Annotated in this window: 8 protein-coding genes; 7 read left to right on the top strand and 1 reads right to left on the bottom strand. The window is 66.2% G+C overall.

Annotated features, from left to right (window positions below):
* A partial coding sequence (locus ACK5F2_RS13970; protein ID WP_409865558.1) for an exodeoxyribonuclease III occupies nucleotides 1-709 on the bottom strand: 709 nt, incomplete at its 3' end.
* 248 nt (nucleotides 710-957) lie between these two features.
* Here ACK5F2_RS13970 and ACK5F2_RS13965 point away from each other — a divergent pair.
* The 7 genes from ACK5F2_RS13965 (at nucleotide 958) to ACK5F2_RS13935 (ending at nucleotide 23,861) form a co-directional block, all read left to right on the top strand.
* Nucleotides 958-3,186, top strand: a complete 2,229-nt coding sequence (locus tag ACK5F2_RS13965) for a TonB-dependent receptor (RefSeq protein ID WP_409865556.1) — start codon at nucleotides 958-960, stop codon at nucleotides 3,184-3,186.
* A 95-nt stretch (nucleotides 3,187-3,281) separates the two neighbouring features.
* On the top strand, nucleotides 3,282-3,959 hold the full coding sequence (gene pyrE / locus ACK5F2_RS13960) for an orotate phosphoribosyltransferase (protein ID WP_409865553.1): 678 nt from the start codon (nucleotides 3,282-3,284) through the stop codon (nucleotides 3,957-3,959).
* Between the two features lie 41 nt (nucleotides 3,960-4,000).
* Nucleotides 4,001-4,633 (top strand): hypothetical protein, encoded by a 633-nt coding sequence (locus tag ACK5F2_RS13955; RefSeq protein WP_409865551.1) that lies wholly within the window; start codon nucleotides 4,001-4,003, stop codon nucleotides 4,631-4,633.
* Nucleotides 4,634-4,766: 133 nt separating this feature from the next.
* Entirely contained in the window at nucleotides 4,767-6,389 is a 1,623-nt protein-coding gene (locus ACK5F2_RS13950; protein WP_409865549.1) for an ABC transporter transmembrane domain-containing protein, read from the top strand.
* On the top strand, nucleotides 6,386-8,548 hold the full coding sequence (locus ACK5F2_RS13945) for an ATP-binding cassette domain-containing protein (protein WP_409865547.1): 2,163 nt from the start codon (nucleotides 6,386-6,388) through the stop codon (nucleotides 8,546-8,548). The genes ACK5F2_RS13950 and ACK5F2_RS13945 overlap by 4 nt, the downstream gene beginning before the upstream one ends.
* Nucleotides 8,545-9,888, top strand: a complete 1,344-nt coding sequence (locus tag ACK5F2_RS13940) for an HlyD family type I secretion periplasmic adaptor subunit (protein WP_409865545.1) — start codon at nucleotides 8,545-8,547, stop codon at nucleotides 9,886-9,888. Before ACK5F2_RS13945 ends, ACK5F2_RS13940 begins: the two co-directional genes overlap by 4 nt.
* Before the next feature lie 590 nt (nucleotides 9,889-10,478).
* Nucleotides 10,479-23,861, top strand: a complete 13,383-nt coding sequence (locus ACK5F2_RS13935) for a VCBS domain-containing protein (protein ID WP_409865543.1) — start codon at nucleotides 10,479-10,481, stop codon at nucleotides 23,859-23,861.
* Nucleotides 23,862-23,903 lie beyond the last annotated feature (42 nt).

Below are 23,903 nucleotides of genomic sequence, written 5' to 3'. Positions count from 1 at the left end.
GCTTGGGCGTGGCGAAGTGGTAGTCCAGGCGCCAGCCCACGTTCTTGGCGTAGGCCTGGCCGCGGTTGCTCCACCATGTGTAGCAGGCGTCCGTGGTGTCGGGGTGCAGCTGGCGGTACACATCCACCAGACCGCCCTGGCCGGCCTGCTGGCCGAAGAGCTGGTCCAGCCAGGCGCGTTCCTCGGGCAGGAAGCCGCTGTTCTTGAGGTTGCCCTTCCAGTTCTTCAGGTCGGCCTCCTTGTGCGCGATGTTCACATCGGCCACCAGGATGAACTCGCGCTCGGCCTTGAGGGCGGCCAGGTGCGGCGCCATGGCCGCCAGAAAGCGGTACTTGGCCTCCTGGCGCTCGGGGCCGCTGCTGCCGCTGGGGAAGTAGCAGGAGATGAGGCTGAGCTTGCGGCCGGGCTTGTCAAAGCGCTTCTCGATCCAGCGGCCCTCGTCGTCGAACTCGGGCACGCCGAAGCCGACGATCAGATCGCTGGGCTCCTCGCGGGTGTAGAGCCCCACGCCGGAATAGCCCTTCTTCTGGGCGTAGTGGAAATGGCCCTTGAGCCCGTTGGGGCTGCAGAACTGACCCTCGACCACATCGGCCTGGGCCTTGACCTCCTGCACGCCCAGGGCGTCGGCCTGCTGCTGGGGCAGCCAGTCGAAAAAGCCTTTGGTGGCGGCGGAGCGTATGCCGTTGAGGTTGGCGGTGATGAAGCGCATGGTCTGGATGAGGCGGGGCAGAAAGAAGCGGGGCGCCAGTATCGCAGCGCCGCTTTGCGCAAATGGCGCGCAAACGAATGCGGGGTTTTGGCAACAGCGCCGGGGTCGGAACGCCAACTTGGGATGACGCCTCCAGGCCCGGCTTGCTAGATTGGCCCCAGATCGTTGTCGGCCCACGTCAGGCCGCTGCGGCCCTCAGAGCCCGATCCGCCCCAAGCCCCCCTCATCTCTTCCCCGGAGTAATGCGCATGCGCGACATCAAGCCCCAAGCCCTGCGTCCCGTGCAGCTGGCCCTGTCCGTGAGCCTGGCCCTGAGTGCCTGGCCCGTCCTGGCCCAGAGCAGTGACAAGACCCAGCTCGAAACCGTCACCATCACGGCCGAGCGCCGCGTCGAGAACATCAAGGACGTGCCGACCGCGGTGTCCACCCTGTCCGGCGAAAAGCTGGACGTGCTGGCCTCCGGCGGCCAGGACGTGCGCTTCCTCTCCGGCCGCGTGCCTAGCCTGAACATCGAGTCCTCCTTCGGGCGGGCCTTTCCGCGCTTCTACCTGCGCGGCTATGGCAACACCGACTTCCGCCTCAATGCCTCCCAGCCCGTCTCCCTGATCTATGACGATGTGGTGCAGGAGAACCCCATCCTCAAGGGCTTCCCGGTCTTTGACGTCAAGTCGGTGGAAGTGATTGCCGGCCCGCAAGGCACCCTGTTCGGCCGCAATACCCCGGGTGGCGTGGTCAAGTTCGACTCGGTGCGCCCGTCCAAGAAGCAGGACGGCTATATCAGCGCCTCCTACGGCACTTTTGGCAGTGCCACGCTGGAAGGTGCGGCCAATCTGCCCCTGGGCGGTGACTGGTCGGCCCGCGTCTCGGCCCAGCTGCAGCGCCGCGACGACTGGGTCACCAACCAGGTGCCCAACAGCCCCACGAGCAAGACCGAGGGCTATGAAGACCGCGCGGTGCGCCTGCAGGCCCTGTACGAGCCCAACCAGGGCTTCAGCGCCCTGTTCAATCTGCACAACCGCGAGCTGGAGGGCAGCCCGCGCCTCTTCCGCGCCAGCATCATCAAGCCGGGCACGAATGATCTGATCGCGGGCTTCGATCCCAAAAAGTCTTACCTCAATGCCAAGAATGAGCAGACCCTGCACGCCACCGGCGGCAGCCTGCGCATCAAGTGGGCGCTGGATGGCATGACCCTGCACTCCATCACCGGCATCGAGACGGTGCAGCCCTTCAGCCGCGCCGATGTGGACGGCGGCTACATCCTGCGCGTCATCCCCAGCAACTTCAAGCTGCCGCCCTATGACAAGGAAGGCGAGGTGTTCTTCCCGGTCGAGACCTCCGACGCCTTGCGCGACCACCGCCAGCTGAGCCAGGAAGTGCGCCTGGAGTCCAGCGGCAATGGCCCGCTGCGCTGGCAGGCCGGCCTCTACCTCTTCGACGAGCGCTACACCATGGAGTCGATCGACTACCTGGCCGCGCCCGCCGACGCCCTGGTCAGCACCCGCCAGACCAACCGCGCCTGGGCCGTGTTCGGCTCGGTGAACTACCGCCTGAGCGCCGATCTGAATCTGCGCGGCGGTCTGCGCTACACCCAGGACAAGAAGAACCTGTCCACCACCGGCAAGGTCAACGCGAGCGCCGGTACCAGCGCCAGCACCGACAACAACAAGGTCAGCTGGGATCTCTCGGGCACCTACACCCTGAGCCCCGAGACCAATCTCTATGCCCGCGTGGCCACCGGCTTCCGTGCCGCCTCCATCTACCCGGCCAGCGGCTTCGGCCCGCAGAGCCAGGCCCGCCCCGAGACGGTCACCTCCTACGAGCTGGGCGCCAAGAGCGAGTTCTGGCAGCGTCGCGGCCGCCTCTCGGCCACCGTGTTCAGCTACACCGTCAAGGACCAGCAGCTCACCGCCGTGGGTGGCACGCAGAACGTCAACACCCTGCTGAACGCCAGCAAGGGCCAGGGCCGTGGCTTCGAGCTCAACCTGGAGCTGCTGCCCACCGACAATCTGCTGCTGACCCTGGGCGCCAGCTACAACGACACCGAGATCAAGGATCGCAGCCTGGCCATGCCCCCGGCCGGCAGCGGCGCCACCATGATCGGTACGCCCGACGCCAAGGGCAACTACAGCATCTACGGCAACCCCCTGCCCAATGCGCCCAAGTGGATCGCCAACCTGACGGCGCGCTACAGCATCCCGACGGCCGACGGCAACGAGTACTACATCTACACGGACTGGGCCTATCGCTCCAAGGTGAACTTCTTCCTCTACCGTGCGGTGGAGTTCACCGGCAAGCCGCTGACCGAAGGCGGCCTGCGCGTGGGCTATCTGTGGAACAACGGCAAGTACGAGGTGGCGGGCTTCGTGCGCAACATCACCGACAAGGTGGTGGTCAACGGCGCCATCGACTTCAACAACCTGACCGGTTTCATCAACGACCCGCGCACCTACGGTGTGCAGTTCAAGGCCCTGTTCTAAGCCAGGACCTGACTGGGCAGCAGGCCCGGTCCCGCAAGGGGCCGGGCCTTTTTTCGGCCTCTACAATCCGCAACGATTTGAACGAGAGCCCCGTCATGAGCAGCACCATCACCCCCGATCCCCTGGCCCAGGAATTTGTCGCCTTCGCGGTGGAGGCGGGCGTGCTGCGCTTTGGCGAGTTCAAGACCAAGGCCGGCCGGCTCTCGCCCTATTTCTTCAATGCCGGCCTGTTCGATGACGGCGCCAAGCTGGGCCGTCTGGCCGGCTTCTACGCCCAGCGCCTGCTGGCCTCGGGCCTGCAGTTCGACATGATCTTCGGCCCGGCCTACAAGGGCATCACCCTGGCCGCCGCGGTGTCCATGGAGCTGGCCCGCCTGGGGCACAACAAGCCCTTTGCCTACAACCGCAAGGAAGCCAAGGACCATGGCGAAGGCGGCACCCTGGTGGGCGCGCCGGTGCAGGGTCGGGTCTTGATCATCGATGACGTGATCTCCGCCGGGACCTCGGTGCGCGAGTCCATCGCGATGATCAAGGCCGCCGGTGCCACCCCTTGTGCTGTGGCCATCGCCCTGGATCGCCAGGAAAAGGCGGCCGAGAACGGGGTGGACATGCCCTGGTCGGCCGTGCAGTACGTCACCCAGCAGCTGCAACTGCCGGTTTGCGCCATTGCCGGCCTGGCCGACCTGCTGCAGTATCTGAAGACCACCAGCCATCCCGGCGCCGCGGGCCATCAGGCTGCGGTGCAGGCTTATCGAGACCGCTACGGAGTGTGATGCTGCCCCGCCCCTCTTCGCTGCCCGCAGTTCTGCCCGTCTTGGCGCTTGCCTGCCTGGGCACAGCCTTCCATCTGCCGGCTGCATGGGCTCAGAGCAAGAGTGGAGGGGGCGGCATTTACACCTGCGTCACCCCGGATGGCCGCCGCCTGACATCGGATCGGTGGATTGCGGAGTGCAACAGCCGCGAGCAGCGCGTCCTCAACTCCGATGGCTCGCTGCGTACCGTGCTGCCGCCGGCCATGTCGCCCGAGGAAAAGGCGGCCAGCGAAGCGCGTGAGCGCCGAGCCGCTGCGGAACGTGCGGCGCAGCAGGATGCGATCCGGCGCGACCGCAATCTGCTGCAGCGCTACCGCAATGAAGCGGCTCACCAGGCCGCCCGCGAAGCGGCGCTGGATGATGTGAACAAGGCGACGCAAATGTCCGAGCGCCGGCTGCAGGAGCTGGCCGCCGAGCGCAAGCCCCTGCTGGACGAGGCCGAGTTCTACAAGGGCAAGACCCTGCCGGCCAAGCTCAAGCAGCAGCTGGCCGAGAACGAGGCCGCCGCGGATGCCCAGCGCCTGCTGATCGAGAACCAGAAGGCCGAGCTGGTGCGGGTGAACAAGCTCTACGACACCGAGCTGGCCCGGCTCAAGCGCCTGTGGGCTGGCGCCGCGCCGGGCACTCTGGACTGAGGCCTCTTGCGCCCCGCGCTGCGGGAGCGCTCATCCCTGGGGGTTCAGGGAATCCCTTGCTTTCCCTGCCAGAATGAGCGGGCAGACTGTCTGTCTGTACGCAATATCTCCAGAGGAAGGAAGGTGCCGCGCTATGCGCCCAGACTGTTCTGACTGGCAAGCCCAGGCCCCCTGGAATCGGGTCGATGTGCTGGGCGTGACCCTGGCGATCCATGTGCTGGGCATGGCCCTGCCGCTCGCCCTGCTGCAGGTGTACGACCGCATCCTGCCGGCCCAGGCCCTGGGCACCACGGTGGCACTTGCAGTTGGCGTCGGGCTGGCCATTGTTCTGGAGGCCATGCTCCGTTATGGACGCGCCCAGCTTCTGGCGAGCGTGGGTGTGCGCCTGGAGGTGAGGGCTCAGACGGCTGTTCTGGACCGGCTGGCGGTGGCCGATGTGGCCGCAGTGGAGCGGCACGGTGCCGCGCATTGGATGCAGGCTCAGCGGCAGCTGAGCCAGCTCCGCGATCTCTGGTCCGGCAGCGCCGGCGTGGGTCTGCTCGAACTGCCGTTCACTTTGATGTATGTGGGCTTGATCGCTTACGTCGGGGGCTGGCTGGCCTTGGTGCCCCTGGTGCTTTTCCTGCTCCTGGCCCTGGGCGGCCTGCGCCTGAATCGCGCATTGGCCCGGGCCAGTCACGCCGTGGAGGCGCGAGACCACGGGCGGCGCGAATGGCTGTGGGCGACCCTGGCCGGCCTGGCCAGCTTCAAGGCCAGCGGGGCTGAACGTGGCATCGCCAGGCTGTATGCAAGTCGGCAGGCCGCCTATCAGGCAGCCGCTGCACACCTGGAGATCCTGGGTGGACGCCTGCGGGAGAACGCCGCGCTGTTCAGCCAGCTCTGTACGGTGCTGATCGTGGTGCTGGGCACAGGGCGGGTCATCGAGGGCTCCATCACGACCGGGGCCTTGTCGGCCTGCACTTTGCTGGCAGGACGCTCGATCGGGCCGGCCATACAGGCTCTGTCTCATTGGACACGTGTGGCCCAGATGAGTGCGGCGGAGCAGCAGGTGCAGCGGCTGCTGCAGTTGCCCCAGGCGCCTGTGGCGGCTCAGGGCGCCCTCTCCACAGGTGCCGAAGCGCCCGCATGCGGCGAGGGCTTGCGTCTGCGGGGTCCGGCCGGCGAGGACTGGCTCTTGCCAGCCGGCGAGCGGGTCTGCCTCGAAGCCGCGGATCCCGTGGCGGCCAGCGCCTTGCTGGCCCAGGTGGCCGGGACCCAGGCAGGTTCCTGGGAGGTGAGTCTTGATGGCAGGCCCCGCGACGCCTGGTCGCCGAATGCCTGGCGTGATGCTGTGGTCCTGGTCACACGCCACTGCGCGCTGCTGCCGGGCACCTTGCTGGATAACCTGACCTTGTTCGATCCTCGCCTTGAGGCTGCGGCCCGCGAGGGGGCGCAGGCCCTGGGGCTGAGTGCCTTGTTGGCACGTTACCGCCATGGCTTGCTGACCGAAGTCGTGGCGCTGGATGCGGTTCAGGTGGATGAGGGCATTTATCAACGGATTGCCTTGCTGCGAGCCCTCATCCGGGAGCCGAGGGTGCTGCTGCTGGACCAGGCGGGCAGCGGCTTGGACCTGGATGGTCAGGATCGCCTCGCGAAGTGGCTGCGTGAGCAAAGTTCAGCCACCGTGCTGATGTTCAGCCAGAAGACCGCTCTGCGTGCCGCGTGCAGCCGTACCCTGAGCGGCTTGGGGGGCCACACCCTGAAGGGGCAGCTATGAGTGCGACAGCTTGGCACCCTGGGTCTGGCGATGAGCTACCCATGGAGGCGGCGCGCCTGAGGGAGTGGCGTGCCGTGCTGGAGACGGCGGGCGACAGCGCCTTGCTGCGCTGCGCACCAGTGCAGCTCATGGCCCTGGGCTGGCGCGGTGGGGGCTTGCATCTGATGGACGGTCTGCCCCTTGCGGGTCAGGCTTGGTCGATGGCGGGTTTCCGTCAGTGGCTGCGCGGACTGGGCCTGCGCTCGCGCTGGACAGCCTCTGTGCAGGGGCTGCTGGCCGGTGGCCTGGCTGTGTGGCCTGAGGGCTGCGCGGTCTACCTCGGGCGACATGATGGTGTGGACGCCTGGCACGACGGCGAGCAGTTGCTGCGGGATTGGGCGCCGCCTGCCGGTGCCCGCTTTCTGAACGTCCAGTCCGATGCGCTGTTCCAGCCCGTCGATGCACCGCAGCCGGGCTGGATGGGCAGGCTGCTGGATCAGGGGCGTGGTGCCCTGATCGGCTTGTTCCTGATCAGCCTGGTTGCCAACCTGCTGGCTTTGGCGGTGAGCCTGTTCACCATGGTGGTGTACAACCATGTGATTCCCAGCGGGGCCACAGGCACTTTGCTCTCGGTCGCTTCGGGCGCCTTGTTGGCGGTGTTGGCAGCCTGGTTGTTGCGGCAGGGCCGCATGGCGCTGCTGGCCCGGCTCGGAGCCACCCTGGGTGATCGTGTTGCCGTGGCTGCGTTTCGCAAGACGCTGGGCTTGCCCATAGAGACCTCCGAGCGTGTGGGCCCGCTCAACCATCTCAACCGGCTGCGCTCGATGGAGAGCGTGCGTCAGTACCTTAGCGGCGGTGCTGGCTCCGCCTTGGCTGATGCTCCTTTTGTGCTGATTTTCCTGCTGGTGATTGCCATGCTGGGCGGCTGGATTGTGTTGGTCCCGGTGCTGGGATTGCTGCTCTTTTCTGGCGCGGCCTGGCTGCTGCACGGCCCCATGCAGCGAGCCTTGGCGACCCAGGGCCGCCTGAGCAGCCTGTTGGCGGAAGACTTTGCCAACGCGGTGCAGCGCCAGCGGGCCTTGCAGGGCCTGGGTGGCGCAGGCCCCTGGCTGAACCGGCAGCGCGCTCTGGCGGAGCAGGCCGCCCTGGCCCAACTGCGTTTGGCCAAGGTGCAGGCGCTGAGCAGCAGCCTGAGCCAGGCCTTGGGGAGCCTGATGGTATTGGGCACCATGGTGGTCGGCGTGGCCCTCGTGTTGGAAGGGAGTATGAGCATGGGAGGTCTGATCGCCTCCATGATGTTGATCTGGCGCGTGAGCAGCCCTGCCCAGCAATGGTTCGGCATGCGGGTTCAATGGGCGCAGCTCCAGCAGTCGCGCCTGCAGATTGAGCGCCTCATGATGAGCACCGGCGATCCGGTCCACTCCCAGCAGCAGTCGCCAGTCAAGCCTGCGCCGGGTGTCCTGCAAGTCGAGCGGCTGAGCTACCGCCCGGCTGCCGATCAGGATTTCAGCTTGAACGGACTGAGTTTCGAGCTGTCCCAGGGCGAGATGCTGGCGGTCATCGGCCCGAACGCCGCCGGCAAATCCCTGCTGCTGCAGTGCCTGGCCGGCCTGAGGTCGGCACAGGGCGGATCGATCATGTTGGGAGCACATGAGCTGCGCCAGTTCGACCGCAGCGAGTATCGGGCCTGGGTGGGTTATCTGCCGCAGCTGCCGCGGGTGTTGCCGCTGCCCATTGCAGCGTTTCTGAAGCTTGCCCATCCGGCGGCCAGCGAAGCGGAGCTGCTGGCGGCCTTGCGCATGGCGGGTGGGCGGAGCTGGTATGCCCTGATGGGCGCCGCCGACGAAGCCCAAGGCCTGCAAACGCCGCTGGACCCCTGGCGTGCCGATGTTGAGGGCTTGCGCATCCGCCATCTGGCTGCTTTTGCTGAAGCCCTGATCGGACCTCCGGCCTTGCTGTTGCTGGACGATCCGGTGCGTGATGGCGATCCGGTGCTTGAGGCCGCGTTTCTAGAGACGCTCAAGGCACTCCGGGGGCGCTGCACCATCGTGATGAGCACTCACAGGCCGGAGTGGATCAAGGCGGCAGACAAGGTGCTGGTGCTCGACCGTGGCAATCAAATCCATTTCGGGCCGGTGGTCGCGGCCGTTGCCGAACAAACACCTGGAGCTCCGGCATGAGCAATCTCGAATACTCCACAATCGCTGACCTTGCCGCCGGCAGCCAGCGCGACCCGGCGTATCTGGACGGCTTGCTGGACGAGGCTGGCAATGCTCGTGCCCTGCGCCGAATGCTGCTGGGCATTACGGGACTGGTTGCGGTGGCACTGATCTGGTCCTTTGTCGCGCATGTCGACGAGCTCGCCAAGGCAAGAGGCGAAGTACAGCCCGCACAGCGGGTGCAGGTGCTTCAGTCCCAATATGGAGGACAGATCGAGGCGCTGCTGGTGCAGGTGGGTGATCGGGTCCAGGCCGGGCAGGTGCTGGCAAGGTTTGCGCAGAGCGAGCTTGTGCGTGACCGTACCCAGGTCGATGTGCGCCGTGATGCGCTGCGCATCGATCTGGAGCGCTGGGCTGCCCTGGCTGAGGGGCGTTCACCAGACTTCAAGGCATTCGCCCATCGCCCCAAGCTGGTCGCCGAGGCCCAGGCCTTGTTCACCGAACAGCGCCTGGCCCAGCGAGCCATGCTGGAGAGCCGGCAGAGTGCGGTGCAGCAGCAGCAGTCGGCGCTGCGAGCTGTACAGGCGCAACTGCCCGCGGCCGAGACGGCGCTACGGCTGGCCCAGGACGTGGAGAAGCGCTATGCCGATGGCGTCGCCCAGGGGGTGGTGACCAAGATGCGCCTCAGCGAGGCCAGGGAGCATGTGGCTGAGGTCTCACGCAACCTGATTGCCTTGCGTGGACGCGTCGCCGAGTTGGAGGCCAGCGTGGGAACCGCGCGTGGCGAGCTGGCGCAGACCCAGCGCGAGTCCGCTGAACGCGCGCGTGCCAAGCGCAGCGAGCTGCTGGAGCAGGTTCAGGAGCTTGACGCGCAGTCGACGGCCGTGGGGGCCAAGCAGGACCTGAGCGAGCTGGTCGCGCCCGTGGCCGGCATTGTCAAGCAGCTGCCGGAAACGCGGGTCGGTGCCGTCATTGCGCCGGGGGGCGTAGTCGCCGAGATCGTCCCCACGGAGGGTGGGGTGCTGGTTGAGGCCATGCTGTCGCCGAAAGACATCGGCTTTGTTCGCGAAGGGCAGAACGTACTGGTCAAGGTCGATGCCTATGACTACAGCCGTTTCGGTGCTGTGCGTGGCAAGGTTCAGCGTATCTCGCCGACGGCGTTTCACCAGGCCTCCAATGGAGCGGCTTATTACAAGGTGGACGTCGCCCTGTCCCAGGCTCATGTGGGCCAGGACACGAGCAAGCTGCTGCTTCCGGGCATGTCTGCCGAGGTCGACATCGTGACGGGCCGCAAGTCGGTGTTTCAGTATCTGGCCAAGCCGGTGTTCATGAGCGCCGACACCGCTTTCCACGAGCGATGAGTCTGTGCGGGGCGCCCGGTTCAGCGGCGCCTGATGAGGGGGCTACCATGCGTGACAGCAGCAAATCAGCGTCTCAAGACACCAAGCCCAAGGCTTCTGACGAGATTGATCTGCTCAAGGCCAAGGAGCGACGACTCCGCGCGCCCGATACCAGCACCGAAGAAGCCCCCATGGCTTGGGACGAGGGCCTGGCTGACGCGCCGAGTTTGACGGAGAGCTCAGAGGCTGCGGCGGCTTCCTCTCCCGCCACACACCGCGAGCCGTCCTCAGCAGCATTGCCGACGGCGGTTACCAGCGCCCATTCAGCCGTGCTCGATGGCTCCGCGGGCGAGATACCGCTGGCGCCGGCCGGCGCCAGCACTGAGGCGGTGCTGAGGCGATCCATGTCCGGCGCGGATGACTTTGTCTTGGAAGCGGCCCCGGCTGCGGGAGTGTCCGTGCCGCCGCCCACGAGCCCGCTGTTGCCTCCCCAGGGCCCGGCAGGCGGCCAGGAGCCGGTGCCAGCTGCAGTGACGACAGACCTCTTGCAGACTCATGAGCTGCAGGCACCCGCCCGAGCAGGCGGGCTGCAGCCGGGGGCTGGCCTCCCCGTGCCGTCTGCCGTCGGCAACCAGGGGCAGGCGGCTTCGCAAAGGGCCGCCACCATAGCCGGGGTCGACGCGGCCCAGGTCCAGGAGGATGTCGGGGTCAATGCAGCTTGGCTGCAAGCCAGCGGAACGCTCAGCATCGCAGACCCGGACCCGGGTGAGGAGCACTTTGTCGCCGGCCGTATCGCGGGGCGTTACGGGCAGCTCGATCTTGATGCCTCGGGCCACTGGACCTACAGCGTCGAGAATGGTCGGCCCGAAGTGCAGCAGCTTGGCCGCGGGCAGGGGCTGAGCGAGACCTTCAGCGTCAGCAGTGCCGACGGCAGCACCCACGCCATCACGCTCCACATCGTTGGCAGCAATGATGTGCCGATGCTGGCGGCGCAAAGCCTGACCGTCAGGGAAGACGGTGCTCGGCTGCAGGGCCTGATGGTGGCCAGTGATGTCGATGCCGGCGATACGCAGCGCTTCAGCACCGGCGCAGCGGTGGCGGGGTTCATGCTCAACGCCGATGGCCGCTACAGCTTCGACCCCTCCAACGCCGCCTACCAGCATCTGGCGGTCGGCCAGACCCAGGCGCTGAGCATCCCCATCACGGTGACCGACAGCGCGGGGGCCAGCAGCACGCAAAGCCTCACGATCACCCTCACCGGCAGCAACGACGGCGCCATCATCACCGGAGCCAACACCGGTGACACCACGGAAGACAGCACGCAAGCGGTCAGCGGCCAGTTGACGGTGAGCGATGTGGACGATGGCGAGGCACATTTCCTCGCGCAGACCGGGACCGCGGGCACTTACGGCAGCTTCAGCCTGGACGAGAACGGCCAGTGGCATTACACGCTCGACAACAGCAAGCCCGAGGTCCAGGCACTCAAGAACGGCGAGCAGGTCGCCGACGGCTTCACCGTGAGCAGTGCGGACGGCAGCACGCACACCGTCATCGTCATGCTCACAGGCAGCAACGACGCGCCGGTGCTGCAAGCGCAAAGCCAGAGCGTGCTTGAGGACGGCAGGGCTCTGCACGGCCAGATGGTCGCCAGCGATGTGGATGCGGGCGACAGCCAGCGCTTCAGCCTCGCCCACGCGGTGGACGGGCTCACGCTCAATGCCGACGGCAGCTACAGCTTCGACCCCAGTCACGCCGCCTACCAGCACCTGGCCGCCGGCCAGACGCAGACGCTGACCATCCCGATCACCGTGACCGACAGCGCGGGTGCGAGCAGCACCGCCAAGCTCACGATCACGCTCACCGGCAGCAACGACACCGCCACCATTGGCGGCGTCCATATCGGCAGCACCTTGGAAGACAAGCCCGATGCCGTGACCGGCCAGCTGACCGTGACCGATGTCGATGACGGCCAGGCTCACTTCGTCGCCCAGACCGGCACGGCCGGCAGCTATGGGCAGTTCGCTCTGGACGAGAGCGGCCACTGGCACTACCAGCTCGACAACAGCAAGCCCGAGGTGCAGGCGCTCAAAAGCGGCGAGAGCGTCACCGATCGCTTCACCGTGACGAGTGCGGACGGCACGACCCAGCAGGTCACCGTCACCATCAACGGCAAGGATGACGGCGCCGTCATCGCCGGCACCGACACCGCCACCGTCACCGAAGACCAGAGCGCCACGCTGCATACCAGCGGCCAGCTCACGATCACCGACCCCGACGCCGGCCAAGCCCACTTCATCGCGCAAAACGGAGTCAGCGGCAGCTATGGGCAGTTCAGCCTCGATGAGGCCGGCCACTGGACCTACAGCGCCGACAGCAGCCTGGCCGCCATCCAGCAGCTCAAGGCCGGTGCCAGCTTGACCGAGCAGCTCACAGTCAGCAGCGCGGACGGCACGACGCACACCATCACCGTCACCCTCCAAGGCACGAACGACGCGCCAGTGCTGCAAGCGCAAAGCCAAGCCGTCAGCGAAGATGGCGCGACCCTGCGCGGCCAGATGGTGGCCACCGACGTTGACCAGGGCGACAGTCAGACCTTCAGCTTGGCCCAGGCGGTGGACGGCTTCACGCTGAATGCCGACGGCAGCTACAGCTTCGACCCATCTGATGCGGCTTACCAACATCTCGCTGCTGGCCAGACCCAGACGCTCACCATCCCCATCACGGTGAGCGACAGCGCGGGCGCCAGCGGCACGCAGAACCTGACGATCACCCTCACCGGCAGCAACGACGGCGCCATCATCGGCGGCGTGAGCGCGGGCAGCACCAGAGAAGACAGTACCCAGCTCACGACCGGCCAGCTGACGGTGGCCGATGTGGACGACGGCGAAGCCCACTTCATCGCCCAGACCAGCAGCGCTGGCCAGTACGGCCACTTCAGCCTGGACGAGAACGGCCAGTGGAGCTATCAGCTCGACAACAGCCGCCCCGAGGTGCAAGCGCTCAAGAGCGGGGACGGCGTCACCGACAGCTTCACGGTCACGAGTGCCGACGGTACAAGCCAGCACGTCAGCATCACCATCACCGGCAAAGACGACGGTGCGGTGATTGCCGGCACCGACACTGGCAGCGTCACCGAAGACCAGGCCGCCACGCTGAGCACCAGCGGCCAGCTCACAATCACCGACCCCGATGCCGGCCAGGCCAGCTTCGCTGCGCAGACGAATGTTGCGGGCAGCTATGGGCAGTTCAGCATCGACGCCGCCGGCCACTGGACCTACACCGCCGACAACAGCCACGCCAACATCCAGGCCCTCACCGACGGCCAGAAAGTCACCGACAGCTTCACTGTGATGAGTGCCGACGGCACGAGTGAGACCGTAACCGTGACCCTGACCGGCACCAACGACGCGGCGGTGATCTCCGGCTTCGACCACGAGACGATCACGGAAGACACCAACGTCGAACACGGCACCAAGCTCGCGACTGCCGGCAAGCTGGATGTTGCCGATGTCGACACTGGCGAAGGGGATCTCCTTGAGCAGTTGGGAGTGACGGGCACGGGCGGTTATGGCGAGTTCAACATCACCATGGGGCACTGGTTCTACGAGGTCGACAACAGCCACCCGGCGATCCAGGCGCTCGGCGCCGGGCAGACGCTGACCGACAGCTTCGACGTCACCTCCGCCGACGGCACCGCGAAGCACACCGTCACCGTCACCATCTGCGGCACCAACGACGCGCCGATCCTCACCGCCCAGACCCGGTCGGTCTCCGAAGACGGCCCCCGGCTCGCCGGCCGCATGGTCGCCACCGACGTCGATACGGGCGACACGCAAGCGTTCAGCACAAGTGCCCACATCGCCGGCTTCACGCTCAAAGCCGATGGCAGCTACAGCTTCGACCCGAGCCACGCGGCCTACCAGCATCTGGCGGCAGGACAGACGCAAGATCTTGTCATTCCCGTCACGGTGACCGACAGCGCCGGCGCGACCAGCACCCAGAACATCACGCTCACGCTGACAGGAAGCAACGACGGCGCCACCATTGCCGGCACCGACAGTGGCACGGTCACCGAAGACAGCCATCTCACATCAGGCAAGCTCAGCACATCGGGCACATTGACGGTGACCGACCCAGACGCCGGGCAGGATCACTTCAATGCGCAGATCTCAAACGGCCACCACGGCGTTTTCACTTTGGATGCCGCTGGTCAGTGGACCTATAGCGCCGACAACAGCAAGCCCGAAATCCAGCAATTGAAGGCCGGCGCCAAGCTAACCGACCGCTTCACCGTCACCAGTGCCGATGGCACGGCGCATACGGTGACCGTCACCGTGACCGGTAGCAATGATGCGCCGGTGCTGCAAGCGCAGGCGCAAGCCATCACCGAAGACGGCGCCTTGCTCACCGGCAAGATGGTGGCCGCCGATGTGGATGCCGGCGACACCCAGGCATTCAGCCTGGCCAAAGCAATCGATGGTTTTGCGCTGAACACCGACGGCAGCTACAGCTTCGACCCGAGCCACGTGGCCTACCAGCATCTGGCGGCAGGACAGACGCAAGATGTGGTCATCCCTGTCACGGTGACCGACACCGGCGGCGCGACCAGCACCCAGAACCTAACCATCACCGTCACCGGCAGCAACGATGGCGCCACCATCGCCGGTATCAGCACGGGCACAACAAGCGAAGACAGCCAGCAGGCGGTCACAGGTCAGCTCACGGTTGCCGACGTGGACGACGGTCAAGCGCACTTTGTCGCGCAGAGTGGCGCGGCGGGCAGCTATGGCAGCTTCACACTGGCCGAAGACGGCCAGTGGAGCTACCAGCTCGACAACAGCAAACCCGAAGTGCAGGCGCTCAAGAACGGTGACAGCGTCAACGAGCACTTCACCGTCACCACCGTCGACGGCAGCAGCCAGCAGGTCACCGTGACCATTGCCGGCCAGAACGACCGGGCCGTGATCGCCGGCACCGACAGCGGCAGGCTGACCGAAGACCAGGGCACGCAAGGCGGCTTCTTCCTGATCGCCGAGCGCCTGACCGTGCTGGACCCCGACCAGGGCGAGGCCGAGTTCGTGCCGCGCGCCCGCGTGCTGGGCCACTACGGCGTTTTCACCCTGTCAGCCCAGGGCGACTGGACCTATATCGCCGACAACAGCCTGGACCGCATCCAGCACCTCAAGCAAGGCGACACCCTCACCGACAGCTTTGTTGCGCATAGCGTGGACGGCAGCGCGCACACGGTGACGGTCACCATCACCGGCAGCAACGATGCCCCGGTGCTCACCGCGAGTTCCGCTTCCCCCGCTGACCTGGGAACGACGCTGGAGGACACCCCCAAGCACTTCAGCGAGGCCGACTTGCTCAGGCTGGTCGGCGCCTCCGACGCCGATGGGGACGCTTTGCATATCACCGCCATCCATGTAGACGCGGCCTATGGCAGCTTTGCACAAGAGCGCGATGGCAGTTGGACCTTCACGCCGGTGGCCAATGCCCACCATCGCGATGTCCCGCTGACCCTTTCGGTCAGCGACGGACAGGCCACGACACAGGCGCAGGCGACGCTGGACATCAAGTCAGTCACCGACGCGGCCGCGCCCAGCTTGTCCGTGATGGCCGAGCAACATGTCATCCAATTCGGCGATGCGGGCGCGCCGGCCATCTACACCACCGGAGGCATCCAGAGTGGCGGCGATCTGGGCGACTTTGCCATTGAGATGACGGTCGTGGGGGGCTCACAAGTCGCGGTGCAGGGGCATAACGGCCCCACCTTGATCAGCTATGCGACCGCAGCTGACATGAACGCGATGTACATCTGGCGCCCTGAAAACCTGCAGCTCCATTTGGGCGGGCGCGATTACGACACGGGCGTCGACATCAGTCATGACACCGGCAGCCATCGCTACGGCTTCGTCTGGAACGGTGCCGCCGGCAGCTTCGATGTGCTGCGGGACGGGCAGATCGTCAAGCATCTCGACAACGTCGCCAAAGGCGGTTCATTGACGGGTGGCGGCGTCATGGCCTTCGGCAATGATCAGGACAGCCTCGGCGGAGGCTTCGCGCCTGAAGACGCCTGGCACGGCCAACTGTTCAGCGCCAGCATGGCCAAGGGCGTGTCGGCTGCCGCGATGACGCAACATGCGCTGCGCGATCTGGCGACAGGCTCGAACCTGATCATGGACGTGCAAGCACAGGGTCGACAGGTCGTGGACTTGACCGGCCACCATTCCTTCGCCACCTCCGGCCCGGTGACGACGCCCACGACCCAGGTCGACACGCGCATCGCCAACCCGAACCCCGGTGCCTTGCTGCACCTGAGCGCCCATGTGGGGGCGCCCGCGGATCCGGACGACCATGTGAGCGCGGTAGCCATCAAGGGCTTCTCGGCTGGCACGGAGCTGAGCGATGGCCAAGGCCACAGCTACGTGATCCACGGCCCCGCTGACGCGGCGGACATCACCCACTGGAATCTCGCCGGCCTCACAGCGCAGTTGCCGGCCGGCTCGCATGTCGGGGCGCATGTGGTGTTGGAAGTCACCACCACCGGCCCCGACGGTCATGTCACCACCACGGCATCGGGTGCGCAGGGTGTGACCTTGAATGACGCCGGCGACCCGGTCACCACCGAGGTCAGCATTCAGTTGGACATCGCGCCGACCGACAGTCCGGCCCTGATCTCAGGCCAGGACCACGGCGGCGTGACGGAAGACGCCGGTGTTAGCGCCGCAGGCGACTTGGAGGCGCGAGGTCGCTTGAGTATCCAGGACCCCGACCCGGGGCAAGCCGTCTTTGTGCCGCAAGCCGGGACCCCATCGAACTACGGTCGTTTCAGCATCGATGCGCACGGGAACTGGGACTATCTGGCGGACAACCAACACCCTGATGTTCAGGCCCTGGGTCAAGGCGAAACCTTGACTGACCTGCTTCAGGTCAGCAGCCCCGACGGCACCCAGCACACCATCAGCATCACCCTCCAAGGCACGAACGACGCGCCGGTGTTGCAAGCGCAAAGCCAGTCCGTGCTTGAGGACGGCCGCGCCCTGCACGGCCAGATGCTCGCCAGCGATGTGGACCAGGGCGACACCCAGAGCTTCAGCCTGGCCCAGGCGGTGGACGGCTTCACTCTCAATGCCGACGGCAGCTACAGCTTCGACCCTTCCCACGCCAGCTACCAGCAACTGGCACAAGGCCAGACGCAAACGCTCACCATCCCCATCACCGTGACCGACAGCGCCGGTGCCAGCAGCACCGAGCATTTGACGATCACGCTCACCGGCACGAACGACGGCGCCACCCTCGGCGGCGACAGCACGGGCAGCACCAGCGAAGACAGCGCCCGGCTCACGACCGGCCAGCTCAGCATCAGCGATGCCGACGATGGCGAAGCCTACTTCATCGCCCAAACCGGCAGCGCGGGCAGCTACGGCCAATTCACGCTCGACGAGAACGGCCAGTGGAGCTATCAGCTCGACAACAGCAAGCCCGAGCTGCAAGCCCTCAAGGGCGGCGACAGCGTCACCGACAGCTTCACGGTCACGAGTGCCGACGGCACGAGCCAGCAAGTGACGGTCACCATCACCGGTAAGGATGACGGCGCCGTCATCGCCGGCGCCGACACCGGCACGGTGACCGAAGACCAGGCCGCCACCCTGAGCACCGGCGGCCAGCTCACGATCACCGATGCGGACGCTGGCCAGGCCCACTTCATCGCGCAGACGAGCGCAGCGGGCAGCTACGGGCAATTCAGCCTCGACGACACCGGCCACTGGAACTACAGCGCCGACAACAGCCAAGCCGCCCTCCAGCAGCTCAAAGCCGGCGCCACCCTGAGCGACAGCTTCACTGCCACCAGCGCCGACGGCAGCACGCACACCGTCACCGTGACGCTGACCGGCACGAACGACGCCCCTGTGCTGCAAGCGCAAAGCCAGTCCGTGCTTGAGGACGGCTCGGCACTGCACGGCCAGATGGTCGCCACGGATGTCGATCAAGGCGACACTCAAACCTTCAGCCTCGCTCAGGCGGTGGACGGCTTCACCCTGAATGCCGATGGCAGCTACAGCTTTGATCCCGCCAACGCGGCCTACCAGCAGCTCGCCGCCGGCCAGACCCAGGATCTCGTGATCCCGGTCACCGTCACCGACAGCGCCGGGGCCAGCCACACGCAGAACCTAACGATCACCATCACCGGTACCAATGACGGCGCCGTGATCGGCGGCGTCTTCACCGGCGCGGTGACCGAGGACCAGGCCGTCCAGTCCGGGCAGTTGCAGGCTTCAGGCCAGCTGAGCATCACCGACGCCGACAGCGGCGAAAACCACTTCATCCCGCAGACCGATGTGCTGGGCAGCTACGGTCTCGGCCGCTTCAGCCTGGACGCGCAGGGTCACTGGAGCTACAGCGCGGACAACAGCCAGAAGGCGATCCAGCAGCTGGCCGCCGGCGCCACACTGAACGATTCCTTTACCGTGCAAGGGGCCGATGGCGCCCAGCACACCGTGACGGTGACGCTGACCGGCACCAATGACGCGCCGCAGTTCCATCTGCAGGTCGCGCCGGACTACCACCCGGAGCTGGAGTCAAACGATGTCTTGCCCCTGATCATCAGCAACATCGGCTTCACCCGGGTCGCACAGTACCTGGACATCCAGCAGATCCTGCAAGGCCAGGCCCCCATCGGCGCCTATGCCAACACCTGCGTCACGGTGAGCCTGGGCGGCCTAGCCCTGATCGGGCCCGATGGGCAGGCGGCCCAGGTCTTTGCGCCGGGGCAGGAGTTCAAGCTGCAGACCCTGGTGGACTGGCAGCAGCAAGGCCCAGGCCACGAATTCCGCGTGTTCGGCCCCAAGGGCACGACCGGGCTGGACCTCAGCTTCCATGATGCCGGCGACCCCAACCACATCACCGGGCCGCAGGGCCAGGCCAGCCTTTACGTCAACCAGGTCAACATCTGGCCGCCTTTCCACGCCTGGCAGGCCAGTGCCAGCACCAGTACGGCCAGTGACAGCGGCCTGCTCACCGCCACCGAAGGCGCTGCCCCCTTGAGCGGCCAGTTCCACGCCAGCGATATCGATGTGGGCGACACCCTGAGCTACAGCCTGGGGCAGCCGGTGGACGGCTTCACGCTCAACGCCGATGGCAGCTACAGCTTCGACCCGGCCCACCCGAGCTACCAGCACCTGGCCGCCGGCCAGAGCGAGACGCTGAGCATCCCCATCACCGTGACCGACAGCGCGGGGGCCAGCAGCACGCAGACCCTGAGCATCCTGCTGAGGGGCGCCAACGACGCTGCCAGCTTTGGCGGGGTCGAGACCGGCGCCACGCAGGAAGACCGGCCCGATACGCTGAGCGGCCAGCTCACGGTGGCCGATGCCGACGATGGCGAGGCCCACTTCATCGCCCAAAGCGGCACGGCGGGCAGCTATGGGCAATTCAGCCTTGATGAAAACGGCCAGTGGCACTACCAGATCGACAACAGCAAGCCCGAGGTGCAGGCCCTGCGCGACGGCCAGAACGTCACTGACAGCTTCACCGTGCGCAGCGCCGACGGCACGGCGCACATGGTCAACATCAGCATCGCCGGCAAGAACGATGCGGCGCTCATCACCGGTGAGGACCACCAGACCCTGACCGAGGACCAGAACGTCAGCGGCGGCCAGCTCATCGCCCACGGTCAACTGCATGCCAGCACACCTGACGCCGGGGGCGACCAGTTCACGCCCCTCGCTGACCTGGCCGGCAAGTTCGGCCACCTGAGCTTGAGCGCAGACGGCAGCTGGGTCTACAAGGCCGAGAACAGCAGCGCCGCCGTGCAGGCCCTGCACGCCGGGCAAAGCGCCACCGAGAGCTTCACCGTGCACAGCGTCGATGGCACGGCCCACACCCTGAGCCTGAGCATCCAGGGCGCGGACGAGCCCCGGCACGACATCTGGTCCAGCATCGTCAGCACCATCAAGAGCAACTGGGCGCCTTACAACCTGATCGGCCACGCCATCGATGCCGGGGATGTGGGCGCCCTAGGTTCCATGAGGTTGGCCTTCAACAGCGGCAACCCGAGCGTGGTGGATGCCAACGGCCATGTGCTGGCCAGCGGCAGCAGTCTCGGCGCGTTCGGCCACGACATCAGTATGGGCCAGGTGGTGGACCTGCTGAAGAGCCACCCGGGCGCACGGCTGGTGCTGGACGGCAACGTCGGCGGCAGCAGTGGCTTCTATCTGCACGACAGCGGCAACGTGATGGAGCTGCACTTCCGCGGCTTGTCCCATTACAACCAGGCCAACAACCCCATGGGCCAGCTGCCCATCGACGGCCTGCCCACCCCCTTGAGCGCGGCGGGGACCGTGCCTGATGTCAGCGACTCGCTGACCATCTCGGTCACCGACATCAGCGTCGATCACGCCGACCAGCTGCAGACCAGCGGCCAGCTCAGCATCAGCGACGCGGATGCCGGCGAGAACCACTTCAACGCGCAGAAGGATGTGGCCGGGACCTACGGCAGCTTCAGCATCGATGCCAGCGGCCACTGGGTCTACAGCGTGGACAACGGCCAGGCCGCAGTGCAGAACCTGCAGGCCGGCGCTCAGCTGAGCGACAGCTTCATGGTGACCAGTGCGGACGGCAGCAGCCATGTGGTCTCGGTAGCGGTCTACGGCAAGAACGACGCCCCGGTGCTGTTCGCGCAAAGCCAGTCGGTGAGTGAAGACGGCGCGCAGCTCAGCGGGCAGATGCACGCCAGCGACGCAGATGCAGGCGACACGCTGAGCTTCCGCATCGATCAGCCGGTGGCTGGCTTCACCCTGAACGCCGACGGCAGCTACCGCTTTGACCCCTCCAACGCGGCCTACCAGCATCTGGCCGAGGGCCAGACCGAGACGCTCGTGATCCCGGTATTCGTCACCGACCGCATGGGCGCGAGCTCGGTGCAGGACCTGAGCATCACCCTCACCGGCAAGAACGACGCCACCGTCATCGCCGGCGACGATCAGCGGACGGTGACGGAGGACCAAGATGTCGATGGCTACGGCAATCTGCATGTCACCGGCCAACTGCATGCCGACGACCCCGATGGCACCGCCGGGCCCCTGCAGTTCCAGCAGCAGAACGCGGTGCAAGCCAGTTACGGGCGCTTCACCCTCAATGCGGACGGCTATTGGCTTTATGAAGCCGACAACAAGAACCCCGCCATCCAGCAGCTCAAGACCGGCGAGTCGCTGACCGACACCCTGACCGCGCACAGCGCCGACGGCACGCCGCACACCATCACCGTGACGATTCAGGGGCAGGACGATGCGGCCGCCTTTGTGCCGCAGGTCCAGGGGGCGAAAGTCAGCTCCGCCGATATCTACACCATGGTCGGCGTGCAGCTGATGTCCAGCGAGCACCGCGAGTTGCAGTTCGTGGCCGATGTGCTGCTGGGCAATCTGGATCCGCGCAGCTACGCCACGGCGGAAATGTCCTTCACCAACGCCGGTGTGGCGCTGCGCGCGCCCGATGGCCGTCTGACCACCGTCTACCACGCCGAAGGTGGCATGACGACGGTGCCGCTGATGGAGCTGAGGAACTGGCACAACCAGGGCCAGGGCTATGACGTGGTGCTGGTGGACGCCACCGGCATGCCGGTCAATGTCTTCCCCCACGACGCCGGCGACCCCGACAAATTGTCGGGCTTCAACCAGTACGTGAGCGGTTTCAGCGGGCCCTTCAATGCGGCCGCTGTGCTGTACCCTGATGCGTCCGCCGCCATCGCCCCGACGGCCGGCAGCCTGTCGGCTGCCCATGTCGACTTGCCCTTTGATATCGCGCATGTGCAGGAAGACAGCGACCAGCAGATCATGGGTCTGATCCAGGTGCAGGACCCCGATGAAGGCCAGTCGTCCATGCAGGCGATGACGAACCATCAGACGGCCCACGGCAGCTTTAACATCGACGTCAACGGCAACTGGACCTACCAGCTCGACAGCAGCCGCCCCGATGTGCAGGCGCTGAAAGACGGCGAAACGCTGATCGACACCATCACCGTGCACAGTGCCGACGGCACGCCGCATGAAGTCAATATCACCATTCATGGTCAGGCGGATGGTGCGGTGATCAGCGGTACTGACAACGACCGCGTCATCGAAGACCAGCAGGTCACTGCAGCCGGCCGTATCGAAACCCAGGGTCAGCTTTCGCTGGCCGACGCCGATGCTGGTGAAGCGGTGTTCGTGGCACAGGCCAATGCTGCGGGCAGCTACGGCACTTTCAGCCTCGATGAAGACGGCCACTGGCACTACAGCGCCGATAACGGCCAGGCCGCCATCCAGCAGCTCAATGCCGGTGCCACCCTGAGCGACAGCTTCACGGTGCACAGCGCCGACGGCATGGCGCATACCGTCAGCGTCACTATCACCGGCAGCAACGATGCACCGGTCCTCACGGCACAGAGCCAGGCGCTGGACGGCGGCGGTGCGCTCTATCAGGGCCATATGAGCGCCACGGATGCCGATGTTGGCGATGCCCTGAGCTTCAGCACCACGGCCACGGTGGCGGGCTTTACCCTGCACGCCGACGGCAGCTATCAGTTCGACCCCTCGGTTGCCACCTACCAGCATCTGGCGAGCGGGCAATCTCAGAAGGTGGTCATTCCGATCACGGTCACCGATAGCGCGGGCGCGACCAGCACGCAAAACCTGACCTTCACCGTCACCCCGGCGGCCCATGGCGCGGTGATCAGCGGCGTGGACAGCGGCAGCGTGGTCGAGGATGCCGCCCAGAATGTGGCCAGCGGCCAGCTGAGCATCGTGGACCCCGATGCGGGCGAGGCGCATTTCATCGCCCAGGCCGATGTGCCGGCCCAGCACGGGCATTTCAGCCTGCAGGACAACGGCGCCTGGACTTACACACTGGATAACAAGGACACCGCCGTGCAGGCCCTCAAGGCCGGCGAGAACTTCAGTGAGCATCTGACGGTGAAGAGCGTCGACGGCAGCACCCATGTGCTGACGGTCACCGTGCAAGGCAGCAACGATGCGCCGGTGCTGCAGGCCCAGAGCCAGTCTGTGACCGAAGACGGCAGCCTGCTACGCGGCCAGATGGCGGCGCAGGACGTGGACCACGGTGATGCGCTGCACTTCAGCACGCCCAATGCGGTGGGCGGCTTCACGCTCAACGCGGACGGCAGCTACAGCTTCGACCCCAGTCACCATGACTACCAGAGTCTGACTGCGGGCCAGGTACGGGACATCGACATTCCCATCACCGTCACCGACAGCACCGGGGCCACGGCCACCCAGATGCTCAGCGTCCATATCACCGGCCGTGACGACAGCACCTTCATCTACGGCGTGGACAGCGGCAGTGTGCAAGCCGGCGTTCATCCTGAGACCTCGGGCGATCTGCACGCCAGTGACGCTGATGCCGGCCAGAGCGGTTTCCGTGCCGGCACCGTCAATGGCAGCTTCGGCAGCTTAAGCATCGATGCCCAGGGCCACTGGACCTACCGGGTCGACGGGAATGACAGCTTTGTGATGCACCTGCTGCCCAACTCACACATCACCGAACAGGTGACCGTCCACAGCGTGGATGGCACGGCCCATGACATCGAGCTTGAGGTCAGCGGTCCGCCCCTTGCGGCCGCTCCCCCGTACACGGGGGGGGCGGAGGTTCACCACGCCCTCGAAGTGGGCGAATCCAGCGCCTCGCAGGGTGGCTTGGCGGCCTATCTCCATTTCGCCGAGTCTGCCCAAGACAGCGGCGTCAGCGCAAACAGTCACTCAGTCTCTGAGGCATCGCCCTTGGGTGGCTATCTGGGTGCCGCGGGTGTCGAGGCGCCCCAGGCCCCTGATGACGGGCATCTCGGCCAGCCTTCCGGCGAGGCGCCGTTTGAACTCGGCTTGGAGCCCGCGCATGGTTCCGGGCCCGAGATCACGACGGCCGATGACGCCGCCCATATCGCCGCAGCCGATACGCAGGACGCATGGTTTCAACATGATCCCCAGCACCCCGCTGTTTGACTTGCGCGGCCCTGCCTTGTTGTCACAAACACAGAGGACTCC

The organism is Roseateles sp. (genome assembly GCF_046300915.1).
Taxonomy (GTDB): Bacteria; Pseudomonadota; Gammaproteobacteria; order Burkholderiales; family Burkholderiaceae_C; genus Kinneretia.
This window is presented reverse-complemented; position numbering and strand designations above follow the sequence as displayed.